This is a genomic window from Actinoallomurus acanthiterrae (assembly GCF_054775715.1).
This window is the reverse complement of the sequence record NZ_BAAHCO010000001.1, coordinates 11,265,424-11,287,635: the sequence shown is the minus strand read 5'-3', so window position 1 is coordinate 11,287,635 and position 22,212 is coordinate 11,265,424. Positions and strand designations below refer to the sequence as shown.

Below are 22,212 nucleotides of genomic sequence, written 5' to 3'. Positions count from 1 at the left end.
CGTTGATCGGCCCCTTCGCCCATCCGCTACTGGCGGCGGAGGGCGCGGGTGATCGCGGCGGCGATCGTCGTGGCGAGGATCCAGCCGACGATGATCAGGCCGTACATCAGCCACTGCGACCACCCGGGCGGCGGGGCGTACGCCTTCCGCTGCCCGAGGTCGATGATCGGCAGCAGCAGGTCGAGCGTATAGAAGAAGGGGCTGAACGGCGGCGCCGGGCCGGATGCGGCGGCCACAGGGTGGCGCACGTGGAACGCGATCGTCCCGACGACGAGCATGAGGCCGAGCCAGAGGGCGGCCCGCCACGGGCGATAGCCGTACCCGACGGTGAAGTCCTGCAGATACCCCCAGAGCCGTACGGGCAGCGGCAGGCCCGCCCGGCGGCGGCGTTCCTTCGCGAGCAGGACGTTGCGGGCGTAGGCGTCGTTCCCCACGTTGCGGTAGGTCTCCGCCAGCTGCTCGTACGGCTGGGGCCGGAAGCCCGGTGGCGCCCGGTCGAGGCAGGCCAGGCCGGCGTCGACGCTCGTGGAGGGCTCGATCGCGTTGTACGTGAGGCCGTCGAGCCGGAGCTCCCCGGGCAGGGTCTTCGGCTCGTACTCCAGCAGGCCGAGCCGGGCGTACCGCAGGTCGACCACGCCGCTCGGGCACTCGGCCGGCCGGAGCTTCAGCTCACGTGCCGTGAGCCACCAGCACCCCAGGCTGAGGTCGGCGCTCTCCCGGAAGCGGGAGCCCGAGAGGTTCAGCGGACCGGTGATCCGCGCCCCCGACAGGCGAACGGCGCCCTCGACGAGCAGCCGGCGGCCGTACAACCCGTCCGCGGTCAGCCCGCTGGCGTGCAGCCCGACGTCGTGCGGGTTGCGGATCCGCGCGTCGTCGACGATGAGGGGGCCGGTGATCCGCGCGTTGAGCAGGTGCACCTTGCCGTCGGCGGTGAAGCCCGCGCCGCACCGCATCTCGCCCCCGACCGTGACGTGGGCGGCCTGAAGCGCGCAGCCGCCGGGGTTGTTCAGCCGCGCGCCGTCGAGGTCGAGCCGGCCTTCGACGGTCGCGCCGTCCAGGTCGATCGAACCGTTCGCGGAGAAGGTGCCCTGTCCCAGGAGGTCTCCGCCGACCACGATCCGGGGCGCCGCGAGCGCGCACGCCTTCGGGTTGTCGAGCGTGGCCCCGTGCAGGTCGACGCTGTCGCCGACGCGGGCACCCGGGAGGCGCATCTCGCCGTCCACGTGGAAGCCCTCCCGGCACAGCAGGTCGGCGTCCACCCGCAGCCGGTCCGCCTCGAAGACGGGCCGGCCTCCGCTCCGGCCGCCGAGACGCGCGCCGTCCATGAAGAGGGCCCCGGCGATGTGCGTCGCGATGAGCCGGACGGTCCCGTCGATCAGCGCCTGGTTGAGGAGCAGGTGGCCGTCGATGAACGCGGTCGAGGCGTGCAGCCCCTCGCATACGCGCGATTCCGCCAGATCGATCTCCCGGCAGCGCAGGCCGTGGAAGTTCAGCAGGTCGGTGATGTGGCACGAGCGCAGGCTGAAGGGGTACGACACGGCGGCGAACCGGAGGTCGAGCTCGCCGACGATGCGGGCCCCGGTGAGCCGTACCGCCGGGACGCCGGCCCGGCTCGGTGATCTGGTGCTGACGAGGAGCTCGCGGATGACCTCTGCGCGGATCGTACGGTCGGCTCCCCAGGAGGCGCCGTGGCGCGGGTCGCCGTTCCCCAGCGTCACCCGTTCGCCGGTCGGGAACGCGTCCCACAGCCTTCGCTCCGACGAGGTCAGTGACTTGATCCGCACACGCGCACCCCCGTCGAAGATCGTTCGGAGCGCCGCGAACATCACATCCGTGGCCGAACCCGGCCACCCGACCGGACAACCGGCCGGGGGAGCGGGTGGCGCGGCAGTCGGCGCGCTCGTTCGCCGACGGTGCACGGCCCGTGGAGCCGACCGGGGGCTTGGACTCCCGCGAAAGCGGGCGGCCCGGCCGGGAGATCAGGAGTCGGGGCGGAGGCGGTGGTCGAGGGCGGTGTGACGGCGTCCGGCGCCGGCCGTGCGGACGGCGGCGGCCAGGGCTCTGGGGGAGCCGGCCAGCACGACGAGCTTCTTGGCGCGGGTGACGGCGGTGTACAGCAGGTTGCGCCGCAGCATCATCCACGAGCTCGTCGTCAGCGGGATGACGACGGCCGGGTACTCGCTGCCCTGCGAGCGGTGGATCGTCACCGCGTACGCGTGGGCGAGCTCGTCCAGCTCGGCGAAGTCGTAGTCGACGCTCTCGTCCTCGTCGGTGAGTACGGTCAGCGTCTGCTCTTCCAGCGACATGCCGGTGACCACGCCCACCGTGCCGTTGAAGATCCCGGCGGCGCCCTTGTCGTAGTTGTTGCGCAACTGGGTGACCTTGTCGCCGACGCGGAACACCCGCCCGCCGTAGCGGCGCTCGGCCTTCCCCTCGCGGTGCGGCGTGAGCGCCTCCTGCAGCAGCGTGTTGAGGTTCCCCGCGCCGGCCGGGCCACGGTGCATCGGGGCGAGCACCTGGACGTCGCGGCGCGGGTCGAGCCCGAACTTACGAGGGATCCGCTCGGCCACGATCTCGACGGTCAGCTCCGCGGTGGGCTCGGCCTCCTCGCATGGGAACAGGAAGAAGTCCGGGAAGCCCCGCGTCCGCGGCGACTGCCCCGCGTTGATCCGGTGGGCGTTGACCACGATCCCCGACTGCTGGGCCTGCCGGAAGATCTTGGTCAGGCGTACGCGGGGGATCACGTCTGCGGCCAGGAGATCCCGCAGCACCTCCCCGGCGCCCACCGACGGGAGCTGGTCGACGTCGCCCACGAGCAGCAGGTGCGCGCCGCGCGGAACGGCCTTGACCAGCTTGTTGGCGAGGATGACGTCCACCATGGAGGATTCGTCGACGACGACGAGGTCCGCGTCGAGCGGGTTGTCGCGGTCGAACTTCGGGTCGCCGCCGGGCTGCAACTGCAGCAGCCGGTGCACCGTCGCGGCCTCGTGACCGGTCAGCTCGGCCAGCCGCTTCGCCGCCCGCCCCGTGGGCGCGACCAGCACGACCTTGGCCTGTTTGGCCCGCGCCAGCTCGACGATGGACCGTACGGTGAAGCTCTTCCCGCAGCCGGGCCCTCCGGTGAGCACCGCGACCTTCTCGGTCAGCGCCAGGCGTACGGCCTCCTCCTGCTCGGGGGCCAGGTCCATTCCGGTCCGCTGCCGCAGCCAGCCGAGGGCCTTGTCCCAGTCGACGCCCTGGAAGGCGGACAGGCGATCCTCGCCCGCGCTCAGGAGGTCCAGCAGCCCGTTCGCCAGCGAGCGTTCGGCGCGGTGGAACGGCACCAGGTACACCGCCGGCACCTCGCCCTCACCGGCCGCCACGCGCTCCCGGACGATCTCCTCCGCGGCGACCGCCTCCTCCAGGCAGGGGCCGACGAGCTCGCGCGGCACCTCCAGGATCTTCGTCGCCTCGGTGAGCAGGTTGGGCTCGGGCAGGTAGCAGTGGCCGTCGTCGGCCGCCTCCGACAGCGTGTACTGCAGCCCCGCCTTGATCCGTTCGGGGCTGTCGTGCGGGATGCCGACCGCCTGGGCGATCGTGTCGGCGGTCTTGAACCCGATGCCCCACACGTCGGCGGCCAGCCGGTACGGCTCCTTCCGCACCACGGAGATCGACTCGTCGCCGTACTGCTTGTAGATCCGCACCGCCAGCGACGTCGACACACCGTGCCCCTGCAGGAAGACCATGACCTCCTTGATGGCCTTCTGCTCCTCCCAAGCGGCGGCGATGCGGTTGGACCGCTTCGGGCCCAGCCCGTACACCTCGACCAGGCGCTCGGGCTCCTCCTCGATCACCCGCAGGATGTCGGTGCCGAAGTGCTCGACCATCCGGTCGGCCATCACCGGGCCGATCCCCTTGATCAGCCCGGAGCCGAGATACTTGCGGATGCCCTGCACGGTGGCGGGCAGCACGGTCGTGTACGAGTGCGCCTCGAACTGCCGGCCGTACTTCGGATGCGACGTCCACCGCCCGGTCAGCCGCAGGCTCTCGCCGACCTGCGCGCCGAGCAGCGGCCCCACCACCGTGAGCAGGTCCGAGCCGGTCCGGTCGGTGGCGACCCGCGCGACGGTGTACCCGGTCTCCTCGCTGGCGAAGGTGATCCGCTCGAGCACGGCCTCCAGGACCCGCGTCCCGGGCTGAGAAGACGCCGCCTGTGGCTCCGACACGTGGACATACTGCCCCAGATCAATGACAGATCAGGCGACCTCCCCACACGATCAATGAGGTTCGAACTACGCTGAGTTTCGCAACCAGGTGGGAGAGGACACACAGTGTCGGTATCGTTCACGGAGAGTCACGGTCGTTGGACCGTCGACGCTCTCCGCCGACTGCCGGAGGACGAGTTCCACCGGTACGAGATAGACGATGGTGTCCTGATCGTGAGCCCCCGTCCAGCATTCCCCCATCAGCTGGCCTCCCTGGAGATCGCCGTTGTCCTGCGAGAGCCGGCAAGGGCCGCCGGGCTTGAGGTCGTCCAAGAGGTCGAGGTCGTCACGCATCGACGGGACGACTGGCTGAAGGTGCCCGACCTCGCGGTGGTGGTCGGGGATGCCGCCGACGCGGAACCGCAGGAGTTCGAAGCGGCCGACGTGGTGCTGGCCGTGGAGATCAGCGGAAGCAGGCAGAGCCGCAACCGGGACTTCGGGGAGAAGCTGGAGTCCTACGCCGAAGCCGGCATCTCGCACTACTGGATCGCCGAACTCATCCCCGTCCCAAGACTGACCGTGTTCGAACTGGTCGACGGCGCCTACCGGGAGGTCGTCGCGTCGGAGAAGCCGATCAAGCTCTCCCGGCCGTTTTCCGTGGAGATCGACCCGGCTCGGATGCGGAGGGCGAAGGGGCGCTGACCGTCCGTTCGGGGGCGGCGACACCTGGGGACGGGGGCTGCGCGATTCTCGCGCCGGAGCGCATAGGCTCAGGATGTGAATCGTGCTCCTCGATGGCTGTTGCCGACCGTGCTGGCGGCGCTCGTCTTCGCCGTCGTCCTCGGCACGCTCCTCCATTGAGGCGGCCGCGCCGGGGCAGGTCACCCGGTCGATCGGCGCCGGCCAGGGCGCGTACTCTCGCGGCTCTCCTGGCCATGGGCGGGCCGCTGGTGTGGGCGGTGCCCGCCAGGGCGGCGGCGCCCGTACGGGCCCTCGCCGAGGGCGCGAAGAAGCTCTGCACGGTCGACGACCCGCGCATCGACGAGTCCAGCGGGCTGGGCGCGAGCCGGCGCCATCCCGGGATCGTCTACACGTTCAACGACTCGGGCGGCTCCAATCGGCTGTTCGCGCTGGGGATCGACGACTGCCGGGTCCGGGCCGCGATCACGCTCGGCGGGGCGCGCAACCGCGACTGGGAGGCGATGGCGGTCGGCGAGGACGGCTACCTCTACGTCGGTGACATCGGCGACAACCTCAAGGATCAGCCGTACTCCACCATCTACCGCATCCCCGAGCCGAAGACGATCCGTACCCAGACGGTGCCCGCCACGAAGTACCGGATCAAGTTCGAGGACGGACCGCACAACGCCGAGACGCTCATGGTCGACCCGCGGACGAGCCGGATCTACATCGCGAGCAAGGAGTTCGGTGGATCGCTGTACGAGGGGCCGAAGAAACTGAGCACCAGCGGTTACAACGTCATGCACCAGGCCGGTGACGCCCCGCTGTACGCGACGGACGGGGCGTTCGCGCCGGACGGGCGCACCTTCGTCATCCGCGGTTACTGGGACGCCGAGATCTACACCGCGCCCGGCAAGGAGCTCACCGGCGTCAAGGTCCCGGACCAGAAGCTCGGCGAGGGCATCACGTACACCGCCGACGGCCGGTCGTTGCTGTTCAGCGGCGAGGGCGTACGGCAGCCGCTGTGGCAGGAGCCGGTTCCGAAGGAGGCGCTGCCGTCGCTCTCGCCGACCTCGAAGCACCGGACGACACCGGCCCGCGGGGCCGGTGGCGGAATGCACAAGGGCCGCACGGTGCTGGGCGTAGTGATCGTCGGGGCGCTCGCCCTGGCCGGTGTGGCGGTGTTCGCTCGCAGACGAGCGTCATGACGAATGGGACGCTGACATGTCACGATCTGTTCTCGTGGACCTCGAGCTGATCGGCCTTCGGGCCCCCGTGCGGCGGTCGCGCCCCGTCGCGCCCGGCCCGTTCGCGCTGTTGTCCCTGCTGGTGGCCCTTCTACCCATCCCGCAGCCCGCCGTGTGGCTGGGGGCCGTCGTCGCCTGCAACCTCATGCCGTGGCTGCTCGGCCTGCGGTCGCGTCGCACCGGCGTCTGGCGGCTGTCCGAGGCGGGCCTCGAACGCCTCGCGCCCGACGGCTCGGTCGAGGAGGCGTACGAGCGGGACCGGATCGAGGAGTTCACGGTCACCGCGGACGACGAGGTCTTGACGATCTTCCACAAGTTCGGGTCGACCGCCGCGGGCACTCTGACCGAGATGGGCTTCGACCCGCTCACGTTCTACATGACGGCCCGCAGGCTCGGGATCACCACTCACGTCGTCGACGGCGACCGCTCGGTCTTCGACGAGGGCGACCTGCCGTCGGAGGAGGACGCGCCGCGCGCCCTCGGCCGCCGCGCCGAGCAGCGCCTGCGCGACCAGGAGGCGACCCTGCTGGCCGTCGCCCACGAACCGTACCCCGCCGCGCAGACCACGCCGACGACCCTGGACACCGCGGTGACCGGTCGGCGGCGCTCCGTCGCGCTCGGGATCCTCCTCTCGCTGCTCGCCCTCACGATGGTCATCCGATCCGCCCTCGACGGCCTCGGGTTCGGCGACCGGCTCATGGGCGGCCTGTGGGCGGTCGTCGGCGCGGTCGCGGTCCTCGGCGCGCGCCGCCGCCGGCTGACCAGCGCGCCGCTCTCCTGGGCGATCACCCCGACCGAGCTGCGTGTCCGGCACGCGACGGTCGCCGAGTGGCGGGTACGCGCCGACCACGTCGCCGCCGTGGTCGTCGGCCCGGGCACGGCCGTCGACCCGATGACGGGCCGGCTGACCGGACGGCACACCGTCGCCACGGTGTTCGGGCACCGCCTGCAGGTGCTGGCGCGCCTGCCCGCAGAGGGCCTGGACGCCTTCCAGCTCACGCACGCCCTCAGCGAGCGCGGCTACCAGGTCGTCACGCCCGAGCAGGGCGTGCGGCGGCCGTCCCAGTACGGCCTCGCCGGGCTGCCGGACATCTTCGCCCGGGTGCCCGGCGGCCGCCTCGTCGTCGACGAGGACGGCATCGGCTGGGCCGACGGAGCGGGCGACGTCATCCTGCGCATGCCCCGCGAACGCATCGGCGGCATGGAGCTCCTGACCGTCGACGGGCACGCCTGGCTGCGGATGTACGACGACGACGGCGACGAGTTCCTCGCCGCGCCGCTGTCGATGCTCCGCATCTCCCGTACGGACCTGCGCGAGTCCGCCCGGCGGATGCGGCTCCCGATCACCGACGCGGAGTACGACGCGTACGTCAACGCCGCCTTCCACGGCTCCATGACCCGCATCGAGGCGGCCCTCGAACCCTCCCCGGCCCTCACGGAGCCGGAGACGAAGACGCTGCCGCCGGTGCAGCTCGACGTGCCCCGGCGTACCCGCGTGCTGGCGTACGCCGTCACCGCGACGCTCTGCGAGCTCGTCGCGGTGCTCGGATCGGTCTGGCTGCGCGACGAGCTCGGCGGCTTCTGGACCGCGCTGTCGTGGGCCGCGCCGACCGGGCTCATCCTCGGGCTCGCGGGCACCTGGCTGTACGACCGCAACCGGCCGCAGCTGCGCATCTCCTCGTCCGGGATCTCGTCGGTGACGCGACTCGGGCGTACGGAGTGGAGCGTTACACGGCAGGCGCTCGGCGGCGTGGGCATCGACGAGTCCGAGGCGCCGAGGCTGGTCGTGTGGAGCCCGGTGGGCCGGGTCCTGCGGCGGGTGTCGTTCCCGCCGGACCTGGCCGAGCTGCGCCGCGCCTGCGAACGCCACGGCCTGCCCTGGGGCCCGCCCGACGCCGGCCACGGCGCCGCCCCGCCCCCGGAGCTGTGACCGTTAAACCCTGACACGTCCCCCGGGACCGGGGCGATCACCATCGCCTGCCGGCGAGCTCGGATGTCAGGGGGTGCGCAAATCAGGATTCGATCGGGCCATGCAGGTATCAATCCCCGGGTTGTACGGCGCGGTGGGGTTGAACAGGGCGTAGGAGTACGAACAGCAGGGATTATGGCATTCCGCCTCGGTCGGATAGTCGGCACCGTACGGGGCCTCGAGGCCGACCGGCACGTACGCCCCCGGTGGCAGCTTCGGCACCGTGTCGTAGGTGTTCACCAGGCGGAACGTCTGCACGCCCAAGTCGGTGTAGTAGGCCTGGAACTTCGAATTCCCGACCTTGGGACTGGCCTGGTTGTAATGCATGATGTTCTTGCCGGGAATTCCCGCGGAGCATGCCATCGGTACGGTCAGAGTCGCCAGGGTCGAGCCGAGGCTGTGCCCGGTCACGATGAGTTTTCCGCCGCTGCCGGCGATCCCTGAGAACGTGCCCATCAAGGCGCCGTGGTCAAGACCGTTGAAGACGGCATAGAACCCTTCCGCTACCTGGATGTCGGTAATGGGCGAGGTCGTCGGTGGAGTGTAGGGCACCGGCTTGTACTTGCCGTCCATGATGAAGTCGTCGCCGGTCTGAGATCCACGGAAGGCGAGGAACGCCGTTTTGGTATCAGGCCCATAGGCGAATATCGCAAATGGTTCGGTGGTCGTTTTGCCTTCGGGGGTGAAGGTGCTCCAGATGGGGCCGGTGAACTTCCAGTGATCAACTGGAAACCTCGAGTTGGTGATAGGGCAGCTGTCGGAGGGTTTCCAGGAGAACTTGCCGGGGCTCGGCTTGCCGGCGGCCTTCCACTGTTCGCACATGTCGCTGGCTACGTTGACGACAAACGAACAGATCTGGGCGATGTTCAGGTCATAGCCGGGAGGAGGTTTGAGTGGTGTTCCATCTCCGTTGTACAACCGTACCACCTCTTCGATGTCGGTATTTGGGAGTGTTAAGCGCGACGTTGAGCTACCATCGTGCCTTTCCTCGGACATTTTCTACCCCTTCGGTTCGGTGTTACCAGGAAGTCCGCGCGTTTTTGCCCTCTATGTGCCATATCTATGCAGGTTGGCGACCAGCGGTAAATGCAGTACTTCCGGCTCTCGCCCCGTTAAGGCCAGTACGAGGGTGGCCGGACGTAGGTGCCCTTGGGCATCGACGTGTCCGAGACGCCGAGGCCGGTCGTGGGGAGCCCGGTGGGCAGGGTTCCGCGGCGGGTGTCGTTCGCGCCGGACCTGGTGGAGCTGCGCCGCGCCTGCGAGCGCCACGGCCTGTGCCCTGGGGCCTGCCCGAACGCGGCCTCGGCGCGGGTCGGCGCCAGGCGAGGTGGGACAGCTGTCTCGCAGGCTCGGCAGCGCAGGATGCCGGGCCGGGGTGATGCTACTGCGGCTTCGTGAGCCACTCGTCGAAGGTGGTCGGCGCGATACGGGCGCCCTCGCCGGGCAGGAGGACGTCGCCGGCCATATCCGGGCCCAGCAACGACGACCACGTCGGCACGAGCTTGACCGCGTGTCCGCGCGCGTCGTTGGTGCGCCGGGCCATGTCCACCAGGTCCTGCGGCTCCGGGCCGGCGACATCGCGGTAACGCCCCTGCGGCGTACCCGTAGCGATCTCGGCGAGGACGTCGGCCACATCCGCGGGCGCGATCGGCTGGACGAGCAGCGGTGCGATCGTGGCGACGCCGTCCTGTTCGGTCCAGCTCGTCGCCGTCACGGCGAAGTCGTGGAACTGCGTGAAACGAACGATCGTCCACGGCACCGGGCCCTCGGACACGAGGCGCTCCTGCTCACGCTTGCCGGCGTAGTGCGCGTTGCCTTCGATGCGATCGACGCCGACGATCGAGAGCAGCACGTGGTGACGGACACCCGCGCGTTCCTCGGCGGCCAGCAGGTTCCGGGTGGCGGTGCCGAAGTACTCCACCGCGTCGTCCCGGTCGGCTACCTCGTGGCTCGTGGCGTCCACGACGGCGTCGACGCCGGTCAGGGCGGCGTCGACGCCGTCCGCGGTGATCAGGTCAACGCCGAGGGAGCGGCTGATGCGCACGACCCCGTGGCCGGCCTGTTCCAGGGCGGCGACGGTGCGGGCCCCGATGTTCCCGGTTGCTCCGGCAACGGCGATTCGCATGGTGCGCATGGTGATCTCTCCTCCGTCACTCGTACTCATCCTTCCCCCGTGATACGGTCGGCGCCGCCGTGCGCTGCTGCGAACTGAGGAGGTGAGACCGATCAACGCTGTGACAGGTCGGGCCTCCCTCCCCTGCATGGTCTAGGGGTGCCCGCAGAAGGCATCCCGAAAGGCGTGAAACGCTATGCGGTTCACCTCTGAGACGTCGTCCGACGGTGTCTCCGAAGAGCTCTTCACCCTCGGTGAGATCCCCGGCGTGCTGTGGACGCCGGAGGGTGCTGCCGGTACTCGTCCCTTGATCTTGATGGGACACGGCGGCGGTCAGCACAAGAAGGCCCCCGGCATCCTGACCCTTGCGCGCCGCTTCGTGGCCGAGTGTGATTTCGCGGCAGTGGCGGTCGACGTGCCCGGCCATGGCGACCGGCCGATGGAGCAGGAATACAACCGGATCGCGACCGAGAACCAGGCTCGCGTGGAGGCCGGGGAAGAGTTGGCTCCGCTGATCGCCGGCTTCCATGCGCTCGTAGCCCGCCAGACCGTCCCGGAATGGCAGGCGGTCCTGGACGCGGTCCAGCAACTCGAGCATGTCGGCGCCGGTCCGGTGGGCTACTGGGGGATCTCTCTGGGGTGCGGACTCGGCGTTCCGTTCGTTGCCGCCGAACCCCGGGTCCGCGCAGCGGTGCTGGGACTGGGCGGGGCTCTGGCCTCGGCCGGGGCCGCCGCGCGGATCACCGTCCCGGTGGAGTTCCTGGTGCAGTGGGACGATGAGCGAGTGCCGCGGGCACAGAGCTTGGCACTGTTCGACGCCTTTGCCTCAGCCGAGAAGACGCTGCACGCCAACGCCGGCAAGCACGGGGAATCTCCGGCCTTCGAGCTGGACAGCACGCTTCGGTTCTTCTCCCGGCACCTCGCCTGATTCCGCTGCCGTCCGCGACGCGCCGATCGGCATCCGTTCCGATCGGCGCGTCCGGCGAGTCTTGGTCGGCTTGACCGAGTTAGGGCCAGTCAGCCGACGGCCGGACGTAGGTACCCTTGCCGGGAACCGTCCTCAGATACCCGAGCCGTTCGAGATGCGACAGTGCCCGATGGACGGCCCGCTCGTCGACCTGGAGTATCGGGGCGAGCTCCTCGCCGGAAAGGATCTTCCGGTCGGGCGGCCAGTCGCCGCAGACGATGCGGTCCCGCATGACCTCTGCGGCTCGACGGGCGTTGACGTCGTCCGCCGATCGCCCGGGCGTCCTCGCGGCCAGTTCCACCTCGTCGATCCGCCGCAGCAGCCGGGACACGGACGTCTCGTCGATGATCAACGAATCGGCGGTGATCGCGGAGAAGGCGGTGAACGCCTGCCGCCAGGCCGACCAGATGATGACCCACCCGCCGTACGTGCTCTGGAGGCTCGTCGCGACCCCTTCCGCGTGGGGGTTCCGGCCTGCGCCGACCAATGCCCGGCGCCGCGAACGGTCCGTCGAGCGCGTCACCGGTCCTCCTGGCCTGCGGGGTGAAGCGGCCCGTCGGCGACCCGCAGGACGCGAGCGATCTTCTCGGCCGCCTGGGAGATGTCGTCGGCCGCGCAGAGCGGCTCGTACTCCGGTGGCGATTCGCGGGTGGGGCCGGACCACTGCCAGAACCACAGCAGCCGCCCGTCGCCGTCGGCGCCGCACATCACGGCCTGGCGCAGGCCGGGACTCAGGATCTTCGCGCGGTGGTCGCCGTCCGGCGGGTCACCGGCGGGGTTGGTCGCCAGCACCCAGGCGCCACGGGATACGCGGGCCCGCAGACCGCGCGCGGCCAGCGCGGTCGCCAAGCGTTCGGTGAGCTGCGACGTACGCGCCTCGACGGATGCCGGGGTTACCGGACCCACGCCGGCTCCACAAGGCCGTCGGTCGGCCGTATCCGCCCGTCAACTCCCTGGTCCGGCAGATCCTCGGCTGGGAGAAGGGCGAACACTTCCCCCGCGACTGGACGGCGGCGTACGCCACGGCGTTCGGCGTGACCGAGGTCGAGCTGTTCGGACTTTCGTCGCATTTGGGCCTGGCCGGGAGCGGTGACGGCGGCGCACCCTCGGAGGCGAGGGAGGTGGATCCCACGAAGCGCCGCGACGCTCTACGCTCAAGCAGGGGCGCGAGCTGTACGTCTGGGCCGCCTGGCTGTCCGAACTGCTCGCCTGGCTCGCTCACGACCTCGGCCACCCGCTGACCGCCGAGGCGTACGCGATCGACTGCTACGAACACGCCGACCAGGCCGGCCACGACGAGCTCTGCGCCTGGGCCGCCGACGCCCTCGCCTCGATCGCCACCTACACCGACCGCCCCGACCGGGCCGTCGTCGCGGCCCGCAGAGGCATCGCCAGAGCCCCCGACAGCCACCCGATCGCCATCCGCCTGCGCGCCAAGGCCGCCCGGGCTCACGCTCGTCTCGGCCAACGGGCCGAGTGCGAGGATCTGCTCCGAGGAGCCGAAGAGCTGCACGACCGCCTGCCCGCCCGGCCGCCCACCCGCTTCGGTGCGGACACCGGCCCACTCGCCGCGTACGCCGTGACGGCCTATCCCGCGTCGGCGTTCATCTGGCTTGAGGACTACGAGCAGGCGAGACGTCATGCGGAACGCGCGGTGGCCGTTCACGCGTCGGCGTCGTCGACGGCCCGTCTCCGGGCCACGTGGCCATCGCACGTATCGATCTGGGGATCGCGCTGTGTCACCTCGGCGCTCCGGATGCGGCCGCCGCAGCCGGCGCGACCGCACTCGCATCGCCGCGCGTCTTCGAGTCACTGCGCTCTCGCGCCGGGGATCTGGACGCCACGCTGACGGCCCGCTACGCCGAGAACCGGCACGCGCGGGACTTCCACGAGCGATACCTCCAGCTGAGACGGGCGCCGGTCGGGCAGTCGAGGTGAGCACGGAAAGTGCTCGGCCCCGCCCGACGCCTCCTCTCCAGGCCTTTTCGTCTCAGCGGAAAAGTCTCGCCTCAGTAGACGGCGTCGTACGCGACGAGCCGCAGTGCGGCGAACCGGATACCTGTGGGCCACCAGCACCACCGCTTCTGTGCTGCCGCCGAACAGCACGCTATGCGGGCGAGGTCGCCAACCGATCTCTCGGTCTGAGCCGGGTCGGTGATACTTCCACGGCTGATACTTCCACCGGTGGAAGTATCACCGATGAGCGAAAGGCCTATGGAGCAGCGGCTCGCAAGCCTCGTGGCGATCTATGACGAACTGACAAATTAGGTATAAAGTGTCAGCATGTCCACCTCGATGGAGGCGAAGCGGGAGCAGGTCGTGTCCGCTGCGCTCGGTGCGTTCGGCAGGTACGGCTACCGCCGTACGTCGATGGACCTCATCGCCCAAGCGGCGCGGATGTCGCGGCCGGCCGTGTACCAGCACTTCAAGAACAAGGAAGAGATCTTCCGTGCGGTCGGGCAGCTGATCGCCGAGCGGGTCACGGCGGCGGCGCGAGAGGCGGGACAGGTCGGGCGGCCGGTCGCGGAGCGGCTGTACGGGACGCTGGTCGTCAAGCTCGACCTGTTCGCGGGCACGATCGACGCCGAGTTCCGCGCGGAGTTGTTCAGCGAGGCGGCGGGCATCGCCCAGGACGTCGTCCGGGCCTTCGAGGACGCCTACCGCGACGTGGTCGAGGCCGTGCTCCTCGACTGCGCCGACGAGCTCGGCCTGCTCGGTCACGCGTTGTCCGCCCGCGACGCCGCCACGCTCCTGCTCGACGCCCTGGCCGGGATCACTCAGGCCCGGGAGGAGCCGGAGGTCCTGCACGCCCGGCTCCGGCAGCTCGTCGAGCTGACCGTTCGAGGCCTCACTGGCACCCCCGAGAAGAGATGATCACATGAGCCTGGTCCTGAGCTTCATGGCCGGAGTCTTCGGTGCGAACGCCACCCCGCACTTCGTCAAGGGCATCACCAAGGAGCGCTACCCCTGCGTTTTCGGCAGCGGTCCGCTGGTCAACCTGGTCGCGGGCTGGGCGATGTACGTCATCGCCGCGCTGACGGCGGTCGCCGCCGACATGACCGCCCACCCCGTGCCCGCCTTCTCGGCCGCCGCCGTCGGCGTGCTGGCCATGGGAGTGTTCCACGCCACCATCGGGGCCTTCGGCAAGGGCCGGCCTCGACCCCAACGCCTCAGTGAGCTCCCAGGGCCCGCCGTGTGGCGGCGGCGAGGGCGGTGCGGGGGTCCGGGGCGGTGTGGGGAGTGCGCCAGGCGATCACGTGGTCGGGGCGGACCAGCAGGGCACCGTGGTCGCTGATGCCGCAGGCGTCCGCGGGCCGTGTCGTCGCCGAGGCGATCTGGCGGGGCAGGAGTATCGCGTCGAGGAAGGCGCCGTGCGGATCCAACTGGTGTGCGGCTTGTACCCAGGGGCGTCCTTCGGGTCCGGCGAGAAGCAGGTAGCGGCCGTCGCGGACCAGGTCGAGCGTGGAGCCGGGGCTGTTGAGGGGCAGGTGCGGCAGCCGGGTGCCGGGCTCGCCACGCCAGCGGTCCGGCTCTTCGGCCGCCGGTAGATCGGCCGGGTCGTCACCGGCCATGGGGTAGCGGTAGCCGATGGCCACCGCCGCCTCACTGAGCGGCGGATGGTCCTCGATCGGGACCTGGGCGCGGTCGCGGGCGCGCAGCAGCGCCTGCTCCACCGTGATCCGGCCCACCGCGCGGCGCTCGGGCTCGTAGTCGTCCAGCAGCCGCGGGTCCGCGTGGCCGCGAAGGACCGAGACCAGTTTGGCGGTGAGGTTCCAGGCGTCCTGGATGCCGGCGTTGGCGCCGAAACCGCCGGTCGGCGGGGTGACGTGCACCGCGTCGCCGAGCAGGAAGACCCGGCCGGCACGGTAGGAGTCGGCCACCCAGCCGCCCATCTGCCAGGGGCGGCTCCCGGTGAGCGTGAAACGCGATGCCGGCAGCCCGAGCGCGCGTGAGACGATCCCACGGCACCGCTCGGCATCGAACGTCGCCGGATCGGTGAGCGCGGGATCGTAGGTCACCGACACCGTCCCGCGGTCCTGTGCGGTGTTCCACGACAGGAACGCCCGCTCGGGCGGGCCGGTGAAGGCCAGGGCGAGCCGGCGACCCTCGAGCACCTGGCGCAGGTCGGCTTCGAAGCCGATCTCCATGACGTGCGCGAGCACCTCGGTGCCGCTGCGGCCGATGCCCAGGCTCTCGCGGACGGCGCTGCCGTTCCCGTCCGCGGCCAGCAGATAGTCGGCCGCCACGGTGTACGTGCCGCCGTCGGCATGGCGTATCAGGGCCACGACGTGGTCGTCGTGCCGGCGCAGTTCGAGAAGGCGGTGGCCGAAACGCAGGTCGGCGCCGGCGGCGCGGGCGTGCGTGCGGACGACCTCCTCCAGGTCGGCCTGTTTGACGAAGGCGCTGGGGCACGGCGAGACGCCGCTGAAGTCCTCCGCGGCCGGCAGCCGCCAGCGCCGCAGCTCCGGGCCGGCGAGCGAGGCGACCACCGCGGCGTGGTCGGCCGGCGGGAGACGGTGCTGGACGGCATAGACGTCCTGGTCGGCCCCGACACAGCGGTACGCCTCCATCGTGCGCGGATAGAACAGCTTGGCGCGCAGCCGGGTCGAGACCGCCGCGTGCTTCTCGACCAGGACGGGGGCGATGCCGCGGGCGGCGAGGAACAGCGCCGCCGAAGCCCCCACGACGCTGCCGCCCACGATCAGAACCGGAATGCGTGCGGACGGCGAAGCGGTGGCGGCCGCAAGGTCGGCGTCGGACATGAGGAACCTCCACAAACGAAACAGAACAGACCTGTTCCATTATTACCGCAAGCCGGGATCAAACGAAACAGCCCTGTATCGTTACCGGAGTGAACGCGGAACTCCCGGGCCGTCGCGGCGGGCGGCAGCGCGACCCTGCCACCGACGCGGCCATCATCGACGCGGTCCTCGACATGGTCGCCGCCGGCGCCACTCTCACCGGCCTGTCACTGGTGGCCATCGCCAAGCAGGCCGGAGTCTCACGCAACAGCGTCTACCGGCGCTGGAAGACCAAGGACGAGCTCTACCTCGACGTGCTGGAGACGATCAACGAACGACGGCCCTCGCCGCCCGGCACCGGTACCCGCGACGACCTGGCCGTCCTCCTCCGGGCCCTGGCCGAGCGCGTCGTCGACAAGCGGGCGAGCAGCATGCTGCGAGCCCTCAACGCCGAGGCCGCGAGCTTCCCCCGGCTGCACGGCCGCTACTTCGCGGAGATCGTCGCCCCCCGCCGGGAAGCGATGATCCAGGTCCTGCGACGCGGCGCGGAACGAGGAGAGATCCGCCCGGACCTCGACCCCGACCTGATCTCCGAACTCCTCGTCTCACCTCTCCTCGCCCGCATGGCATCGGGCAACACCGACCAACTCATCCCGGAACAGGCCAGCCGACAGATCATCGACCTGGTCCTCGACGGTGCGGCGGCCACACCGGGCTGACGGCGAAGAACGGGGCGGCCACACCCGACTCGTCAGGCCGGCCTCGCCGGGCGGCGCTCGGGGCGCCTACGCCGGCCGCGTAGAACATCGTGGCGCCGGTCAGCACGAACAGCCCCGCCGCGATCTGCACGGTGACGCTGAGCGGCGGGTGGCCGGGCCCGTCCGGGAGCCGCGGGTCGAGCAGGCCCAGCGGGTCCTTGCGGAGCGTGACCCGCTGCGGTGACGTGAAGTGGTCGTCGCAGTTCTCCTGCTCGGAGACCGTGTGCCGCTCACCGGTCGGCTCGACCACCGTGCAGTACATGTCGGTCCCGCGCCGGTTGTGCCGGTCCTCGACCTTGGTGACGGTGGCGTGAGCCGGCGTGCCCAGAGCCTTCATGTACAGCTCGTACAGGCCGGGCCCGGCGAAGAGCGTCAGGGCGAGGCCGCTGCAGGAGACTACGACGGCGGCTCCGGCGCGATGCCAGACCCCGCCGGCGAGGATGGCGGCGACGGCCCAGGTCGCGAGGGCGACGATCACGCCGACGACGATGAGGCCGTGCGGATACTGGGCGAGCCACGCCCCGAGGACGAACAGCACGGGGACGGCGCAGGCCCACATCAGGGAGCTGAGCAGCCGGCGGGCAGGGGAGAGGGGCCGGTCCGCCGTCACGGGCGGAACGGTGCCGGGCGATCCCATCTAAAGGCGCTCGACGACGTGGTCGACGCAGGCGGTGAGCGCCTCGATGTCGTCCGGGTCGATCGCCGGGTACATCGCGATGCGCAACTGGTTGCGGCCCAGGCTCCGGTACGGCTCGGTGTCGACGATGCCGTTGGCGCGCAGGACCTTCGCCACCTGGGCGGCGTCGACGCCCTCGAAGTCGATCGTGCCCACGACGTTCGAGCGCTGGGCGGGGTCGGCGACGAACGGCGTCGTGTAGGAGGTCTTCTCCGCCCAGGTGTAGAGCCTCCGCGCGGACTCGGCGCTGCGCCCGGTCGACCAGGCCAGGCCGCCCCGCTCCAGGAACCACTCGATCTGCTCGGCCATGAGCAGCAGCGTCGCGACCGCGGGGGTGTTGTACGTCTGGTCCTTGCGGGAGTTGGTCACCGCGACGGTCAGGTCGTAGAAGTCGGGGATGTAACGGCCGGAACCGGCGATCTCCTCGATCCGGGCCAGCGCGGCCGGGGACATCAGCGCCAGCCACAGCCCGCCGTCGGAGGCGAACCCCTTCTGCGGCGCGAAGTAGTAGACGTCGGTCTCGGCGACGTCCACGGGCAGACCGGCGGCGCCGCTGGTCGCGTCGACGAGCACGAGCGCCGACCCGGCCGGCCGCTCGATCGGCATGGCGACGCCGGTGGAGGTCTCGTTCTGGGTGAAGGCGTGAACGTCGACGGAGTCGTCGGCGACCGGGGAGGGATGGGCACCCGGCTCACTCTCGATCACCGACGGGTCGGCGAGCCACGGGGCCTTCTTTGTGACCTTCGCGAACTTCGAGGAGAACTCCCCGAACACCAGATGCTGCGACCGCTCCCGTACGAGCCCGAACGCCGCGGCGTCCCAGAACGCCGTCGTGCCGCCGTTGCTCAGCACGACCTCGTATCCCTCGGGCAGCGAGAACAGCTGCGCGAGTCCTTCGCGGACGCGCGCGACGAGCGACTTGACCGGCCGCTGCCGGTGCGAGGTGCCGAGGTAGGTGGCGCCGGACGCTGCCAGGGCGGCCACCTGCTCGGGACGGACCTTCGACGGCCCGGAGCCGAAGCGGCCGTCGGCGGGCTTGAGGCTGTCGGGGAGCACGATGTCGGTCACGTCCAGCAAGACTAGTTCAGGCGCGGCGCCGCGCCGCGGCCTTTCCACAGCTTGAGACGCCAACCCCCTGTCAAGACCGGCGGCGGAGCACCCAGGCCACCAGGCCGAGCAGGCCGAGCGCGCAGCCCACGGACACGGTGGCCGGATAGAGCCACGGGCGGCCCGCGCGGTGGGCGTCCAGCGCCGCGCCCCCGGAGTCGTACGACAGCAGCGCGAGGGCCCCGGCCATCACCCAGCCGACGATCTTCCAGGAGAGCGCGTCGCGGCTCTGGGAGCGCTCGCGCCGCTCGCGATCCTGCCGCAGCAGCTCGACGTCACGCTCGTCGGGTTCCTCGTCGCGGGGGCCGGTGTACATGGCCCCATCCTCCCTCCGGCCCAAAGGCGAACGGCCCGTGAGGCTTGAGCGTCACGGGCCGTACGGAACGTCCTCAGTGCTTGTCGAGCACCTCGGACGCGCCGTCGACGTCGGCGACCGAGCGGGAGGCCGGGCCGACATACTTGGCGCTCGGGCGGACCAGACGGCCGGTGCGCTTCTGCTCCATGATGTGCGCGGCCCATCCCGCCGTACGGGCGCAGGTGAACATGGCCGGCATCATGTGCGGCGGAACCTCGGCGAAGTCGAGGATCACTGCGGCCCAGAACTCCACGTTCGTCTCGATCGGACGGTCGGGACGGCGCTCGCGCAGCTCGGCCAGCGCGGCGTCCTCCAGGGCCTTGGCCGCCTCGAACCGAGGGGCGTTCAGCTCCTTCGCCGTACGACGGAGCACGCGGGCACGCGGGTCCTCGGCGCGGTAGACGCGGTGGCCGAAGCCCATGAGCCGCTCGTGGTTGTCCAGGATGTCGGTCACGACCTTGCGGGCGTCACCGAGCTGCTCGACCTTCTCGATCATCGGCAGCACACGAGCCGGGGCACCGCCGTGCAGCGGGCCGGACATCGCACCGATCGCACCGGAGATCGACGCCGCCACGTCCGCGCCGGTGGAGGCGATGACGCGAGCGGTGAAGGTCGAGGCGTTCATGCCGTGCTCGGCGGCCGAGACCCAGTACGCGTCGATGGCCTTGACGTGCTGCGGGTCCGGCTCACCACGCCAGCGGATCATGAACCGCTCGGTGATCGTCGTGCCTTCGCCGACACGGCTCTGGGGGACCATCGGCAGGCCGAGGCCGCGGGCGCTCTGCGCCACGAACGACAGGGCGGTCACCGACGTACGGGCCAGGTCCTCGCGCGCCTGCTCGTCGCTGATGTCCAGCAGCGGACGCATGCCGTACGCCGGAGCGATGATCGGCAGCGCGCTCTGGACGTCGACGCGAACGTCGCCGGAGTGCACCGGCAGCACGTGCGGCTCGGCCGGAGCCAGCCCGGGGGTGAAGCTGTTGTCGACCAGCAGGCCCCACGCGTCACCGAAGGAGACGCGGCCAACGAGATCTTCGATGTCGACTCCCCGGTACCGGAGAGCCCCGCCCTCCTTGTCCGGTTCCGCGATCTCAGTCTCGAAGGCCACTACGCCCTCGAGGCCGGGTTTGAAGTCGGACATGTTCTGTCCTGCCTTTCGTCCCCTTGATGTACAGACGCCAATTGGTAATTGAACCGCTTCATCGGCGCTGGTCCGTACCCGGGGGGGTGTGAGATGCGCAATTCTTTCCGTTTGAGCAACTCTCGCGGGAACCTTGTCGCGTCCTCCCCGCCCTCACGCGAGAGGATGTCCTGTCGTGGAGCACCATGATGTCGCAGCCTTCCGAGAGTCCTACATGGGCGTGGGCCTGCACGCCCGCGACCTCGCGCCCGATCCGCTGACCCAGTTCGGCACCTGGTTCACCGACGCGGTCGGGGCGGGGCTGACCGAGCCCAACGCCATGGTGCTGAGCACCGTCGACGCCGACGGCCGGCCCAGCGTACGGACGGTCCTCCTCAAGGGGTACGGCCCGGACGGGTTCCGGTTCTTTACGAACCACCGCTCCCGCAAGGCGCAGGCGATCGCCGCCGATCCCCGGGTGGCCCTGCTCTTCCCGTGGCACCCGCTGCGCCGCCAGGTGATCGTCGAGGGCACCGCCGAGCACCTGCCGCGCGAGGAGTCGGCGGCGTACTTCGCGACCCGGCCGTACGGCTCGCGGCTGGGCGCCTGGACGAGCGACAACCAGTCCGCGGTCATCACCGACCGCGCCGCGCTGGAGCGTCGTTACGCCGAACTGGAGGAGCGCTGGCCGGACGAGGTGCCGCTCCCGGACTTCTGGGGCGGCTACCGGGTGAGGCCGACGAGCGTGGAGTTCTGGCAGGGACGCCCCGACCGGCTGCACGATCGGCTCCGCTACCGGCGCGCAGCCCCGGGCGAAGAGGGCGAATGGGGCATCGAGAGACTTAGCCCGTGAGCCCCGACCCCGACACCCCCTCGCCTGACCTGCGTTCCACCACCGACGATCAGCCGTCCACGGCCCGGCGGGCCGCCCGGTCGACGCGCCTCGGCGCGCTCGCGCGGCGGGCCGCCATCGACACGCGCCCGCTACGGCATCCGGCGTACCGGCGGCTGTGGATCGGCCAGGGAGTCTCGTTCGCCGGGTTCGCGCTCACCTCGGTGGCGATCTCCGTCCAGGTGTACGACCTGACGAAGTCCTCGTTCTGGGTCGGGCTGCTCGGCCCGGCCAACCTGATCCCACTGATCGTCTTCGGCCTGTGGGGCGGGGCGGTCGCCGACGCCATGGACCGCCGGCGGCTGCTCATCATCGCGTCCCTGATCACGTGGGCGTCCACCCTCGGCCTGCTGGTCCAGGCGCTGCTCCACGTTGGGAGCGTTCCACTGATCATCGGGCTGGTCGTGGTGCAGGCGGTCGGGGTCGCCATCTCCTCGCCGACCCGGGGCGCGGTCATCCCGCGCCTGCTGTCGGTCGAACTGGTCCCCGCGGCCAACACCCTGAACTTCACCGCCTCGCAGATCGCCACCTTCGCCGGCCCCGTGCTGGCCGGCGTCGTGATCGGGCACGGCGGCTACGCGATGGCGTACGGGATCGACGCCGCGCTGTTCACGGTCGGGCTGTACGCCACCGTCCGCCTGCCGTCGATGCCGCCGCTCGGCGAGGAGACGGGGCGACCCGGGCTGCGCTCGGTCATCGAGGGCCTGCGCTTCCTCGCCACCCGGCCGGTCCTGATGATGTCGTTCGTCGTCGACATCATCGCGATGGGCGTCGCCATGCCCAGGGCACTGTTCCCGGAGGTCGCCGAGACCCGCTTCGGCGGCGAGGAGGCCGTGGGCTGGCTCATCGCGGCGATCGCCGTCGGCGCCGTCATCGGCGGCCTGCTGTCCGGCTGGATCGGCCGGATCCGCCGCCAGGGCATCGCGCTGATCGCCGTCATCGTGGTGTGGGGCCTGGCCGTGTCGGCGTCGGGACTCGCGCACTCACTGTGGCTCGCCGTCCTGTTCCTCGCCCTCGGCGGCGCGGCCGACCTCGTGTCGGCGGTGTTCCGGCAGACGATCCTGCAGACGTACGCCCCGGACGAGATGCGGGGACGCCTGCAGGGGGTGTTCACGGTCGTCGTCGCGGGCGGCCCCCGGCTGGGAGACCTCCGCGCCGGAGCGCTCGGCGCGGCGGTCGGCGCGACCGCGTCCTGGGTCGGCGGCGGACTCGCCTGCGCGGTCCTCGTCGTCCTCGTCGGCCTGGCCGTGCCGTCCTTCCGCCGCTACACCGCGGACCGCTAACCCGGCCTCGGGAGCGGCGGGGCGGCTGGGTCTCGCGGGAACTCGCCGGGGCAGAGCATTGCCCCGGAGCGACCGGCGCACTACCGTTCGCAGCGCCCACATGATCATCCGTACCCGC

General features: G+C 70.9%; 21 protein-coding genes. 9 read left to right on the top strand and 12 right to left on the bottom strand.

The window, feature by feature from the left end; all coding sequences use genetic code 11:
• Positions 1-26: 26 nt before the first annotated feature.
• Both ACYVF7_RS53270 and recD2 read right to left on the bottom strand, forming a co-directional pair.
• Positions 27-1,784, bottom strand: coding sequence for a hypothetical protein (locus ACYVF7_RS53270; RefSeq protein ID WP_460355129.1), 1,758 nt, complete (start codon positions 1,782-1,784; stop codon positions 27-29).
• A gap of 195 nt (positions 1,785-1,979) precedes the next feature.
• Entirely contained in the window at positions 1,980-4,205 is a 2,226-nt protein-coding gene (gene recD2, locus ACYVF7_RS53265; RefSeq protein ID WP_460355126.1) for an SF1B family DNA helicase RecD2, read from the bottom strand.
• A 105-nt stretch (positions 4,206-4,310) separates the two neighbouring features.
• Between recD2 and ACYVF7_RS53260 the strand changes: the two genes are divergently transcribed.
• The 3 genes from ACYVF7_RS53260 (at position 4,311) to ACYVF7_RS53250 (ending at position 8,042) form a co-directional block, all read left to right on the top strand.
• On the top strand, positions 4,311-4,886 hold the full coding sequence (locus tag ACYVF7_RS53260; RefSeq protein ID WP_460355123.1) for a Uma2 family endonuclease: 576 nt from the start codon (positions 4,311-4,313) through the stop codon (positions 4,884-4,886).
• Between the two features lie 233 nt (positions 4,887-5,119).
• On the top strand, positions 5,120-6,073 hold the full coding sequence (locus ACYVF7_RS53255; protein WP_460355121.1) for a hypothetical protein: 954 nt from the start codon (positions 5,120-5,122) through the stop codon (positions 6,071-6,073).
• A 16-nt stretch (positions 6,074-6,089) separates the two neighbouring features.
• A complete protein-coding gene (locus ACYVF7_RS53250) occupies positions 6,090-8,042 on the top strand; it encodes a hypothetical protein (RefSeq protein WP_460355119.1) in 1,953 nt (650 codons plus the stop codon).
• A 66-nt stretch (positions 8,043-8,108) separates the two neighbouring features.
• Here the strand turns inward: ACYVF7_RS53250 and ACYVF7_RS53245 are convergent, their stop codons facing one another.
• Together ACYVF7_RS53245 and ACYVF7_RS53240 are read right to left on the bottom strand one after the other, a co-directional pair.
• Positions 8,109-9,077: a lipase family protein gene (locus tag ACYVF7_RS53245; protein ID WP_460355118.1), complete on the bottom strand. Its 969-nt coding sequence runs from the start codon at positions 9,075-9,077 to the stop codon at positions 8,109-8,111.
• A 385-nt stretch (positions 9,078-9,462) separates the two neighbouring features.
• Positions 9,463-10,215 (bottom strand): SDR family oxidoreductase, encoded by a 753-nt coding sequence (locus ACYVF7_RS53240; protein WP_460355115.1) that lies wholly within the window; start codon positions 10,213-10,215, stop codon positions 9,463-9,465.
• Positions 10,216-10,390: 175 nt separating this feature from the next.
• Between ACYVF7_RS53240 and ACYVF7_RS53235 the strand changes: the two genes are divergently transcribed.
• A complete protein-coding gene (locus ACYVF7_RS53235; RefSeq protein WP_460355112.1) occupies positions 10,391-11,122 on the top strand; it encodes an alpha/beta hydrolase family protein in 732 nt (243 codons plus the stop codon).
• Between the two features lie 79 nt (positions 11,123-11,201).
• Here the strand turns inward: ACYVF7_RS53235 and ACYVF7_RS53230 are convergent, their stop codons facing one another.
• Both ACYVF7_RS53230 and ACYVF7_RS53225 read right to left on the bottom strand, forming a co-directional pair.
• Positions 11,202-11,684 (bottom strand): GntR family transcriptional regulator, encoded by a 483-nt coding sequence (locus tag ACYVF7_RS53230; protein WP_460355110.1) that lies wholly within the window; start codon positions 11,682-11,684, stop codon positions 11,202-11,204.
• Complete coding sequence (locus ACYVF7_RS53225) at positions 11,681-12,067, bottom strand: hypothetical protein (protein ID WP_460355107.1); 387 nt, start codon at positions 12,065-12,067, stop codon at positions 11,681-11,683. Before ACYVF7_RS53225 ends, ACYVF7_RS53230 begins: the two co-directional genes overlap by 4 nt.
• Before the next feature lie 795 nt (positions 12,068-12,862).
• Here ACYVF7_RS53225 and ACYVF7_RS53220 point away from each other — a divergent pair.
• Both ACYVF7_RS53220 and ACYVF7_RS53215 read left to right on the top strand, forming a co-directional pair.
• Entirely contained in the window at positions 12,863-13,099 is a 237-nt protein-coding gene (locus ACYVF7_RS53220) for a hypothetical protein (RefSeq protein WP_460355105.1), read from the top strand.
• 345 nt (positions 13,100-13,444) lie between these two features.
• On the top strand, positions 13,445-14,035 hold the full coding sequence (locus ACYVF7_RS53215) for a TetR/AcrR family transcriptional regulator (protein ID WP_460355103.1): 591 nt from the start codon (positions 13,445-13,447) through the stop codon (positions 14,033-14,035).
• Between the two features lie 87 nt (positions 14,036-14,122).
• Here the strand turns inward: ACYVF7_RS53215 and ACYVF7_RS53210 are convergent, their stop codons facing one another.
• The gene (locus tag ACYVF7_RS53210) at positions 14,123-14,272 is read right to left on the bottom strand and encodes a hypothetical protein (protein ID WP_460355101.1); all 150 of its coding nucleotides are present in this window, start codon (positions 14,270-14,272) and stop codon (positions 14,123-14,125) included.
• Between the two features lie 59 nt (positions 14,273-14,331).
• Positions 14,332-15,924, bottom strand: coding sequence for an FAD-dependent monooxygenase (locus ACYVF7_RS53205; RefSeq protein WP_460355099.1), 1,593 nt, complete (start codon positions 15,922-15,924; stop codon positions 14,332-14,334).
• Positions 15,925-16,013: 89 nt separating this feature from the next.
• Between ACYVF7_RS53205 and ACYVF7_RS53200 the strand changes: the two genes are divergently transcribed.
• Complete coding sequence (locus ACYVF7_RS53200) at positions 16,014-16,622, top strand: TetR/AcrR family transcriptional regulator C-terminal ligand-binding domain-containing protein (protein WP_460355097.1); 609 nt, start codon at positions 16,014-16,016, stop codon at positions 16,620-16,622.
• Here ACYVF7_RS53200 and ACYVF7_RS53195 read toward each other — a convergent pair.
• From ACYVF7_RS53195 to ACYVF7_RS53180, 4 genes are all read right to left on the bottom strand, one after another.
• Positions 16,579-17,271: a hypothetical protein gene (locus ACYVF7_RS53195; protein WP_460355096.1), complete on the bottom strand. Its 693-nt coding sequence runs from the start codon at positions 17,269-17,271 to the stop codon at positions 16,579-16,581. The genes ACYVF7_RS53200 and ACYVF7_RS53195 overlap by 44 nt on opposite strands.
• 27 nt (positions 17,272-17,298) lie before the next feature.
• Positions 17,299-18,405 carry a phosphoserine transaminase gene (serC, locus tag ACYVF7_RS53190; protein WP_460355093.1) on the bottom strand — a complete coding sequence of 369 codons (1,107 nt, stop codon included), beginning with the start codon at positions 18,403-18,405 and terminating at the stop codon, positions 17,299-17,301.
• Positions 18,406-18,475: 70 nt separating this feature from the next.
• Complete coding sequence (locus ACYVF7_RS53185; RefSeq protein ID WP_460355092.1) at positions 18,476-18,760, bottom strand: hypothetical protein; 285 nt, start codon at positions 18,758-18,760, stop codon at positions 18,476-18,478.
• 73 nt (positions 18,761-18,833) lie between these two features.
• Positions 18,834-19,940: a citrate synthase 2 gene (locus ACYVF7_RS53180; RefSeq protein ID WP_460355090.1), complete on the bottom strand. Its 1,107-nt coding sequence runs from the start codon at positions 19,938-19,940 to the stop codon at positions 18,834-18,836.
• Positions 19,941-20,115: 175 nt separating this feature from the next.
• Here ACYVF7_RS53180 and pdxH point away from each other — a divergent pair, with 175 nt between their 5' ends.
• Both pdxH and ACYVF7_RS53170 read left to right on the top strand, forming a co-directional pair.
• Positions 20,116-20,772 carry a pyridoxamine 5'-phosphate oxidase gene (pdxH, locus tag ACYVF7_RS53175; protein ID WP_460355088.1) on the top strand — a complete coding sequence of 219 codons (657 nt, stop codon included), beginning with the start codon at positions 20,116-20,118 and terminating at the stop codon, positions 20,770-20,772.
• On the top strand, positions 20,769-22,094 hold the full coding sequence (locus tag ACYVF7_RS53170; RefSeq protein ID WP_460355086.1) for an MFS transporter: 1,326 nt from the start codon (positions 20,769-20,771) through the stop codon (positions 22,092-22,094). Before pdxH ends, ACYVF7_RS53170 begins: the two co-directional genes overlap by 4 nt.
• Positions 22,095-22,212: the final 118 nt, after the last annotated feature.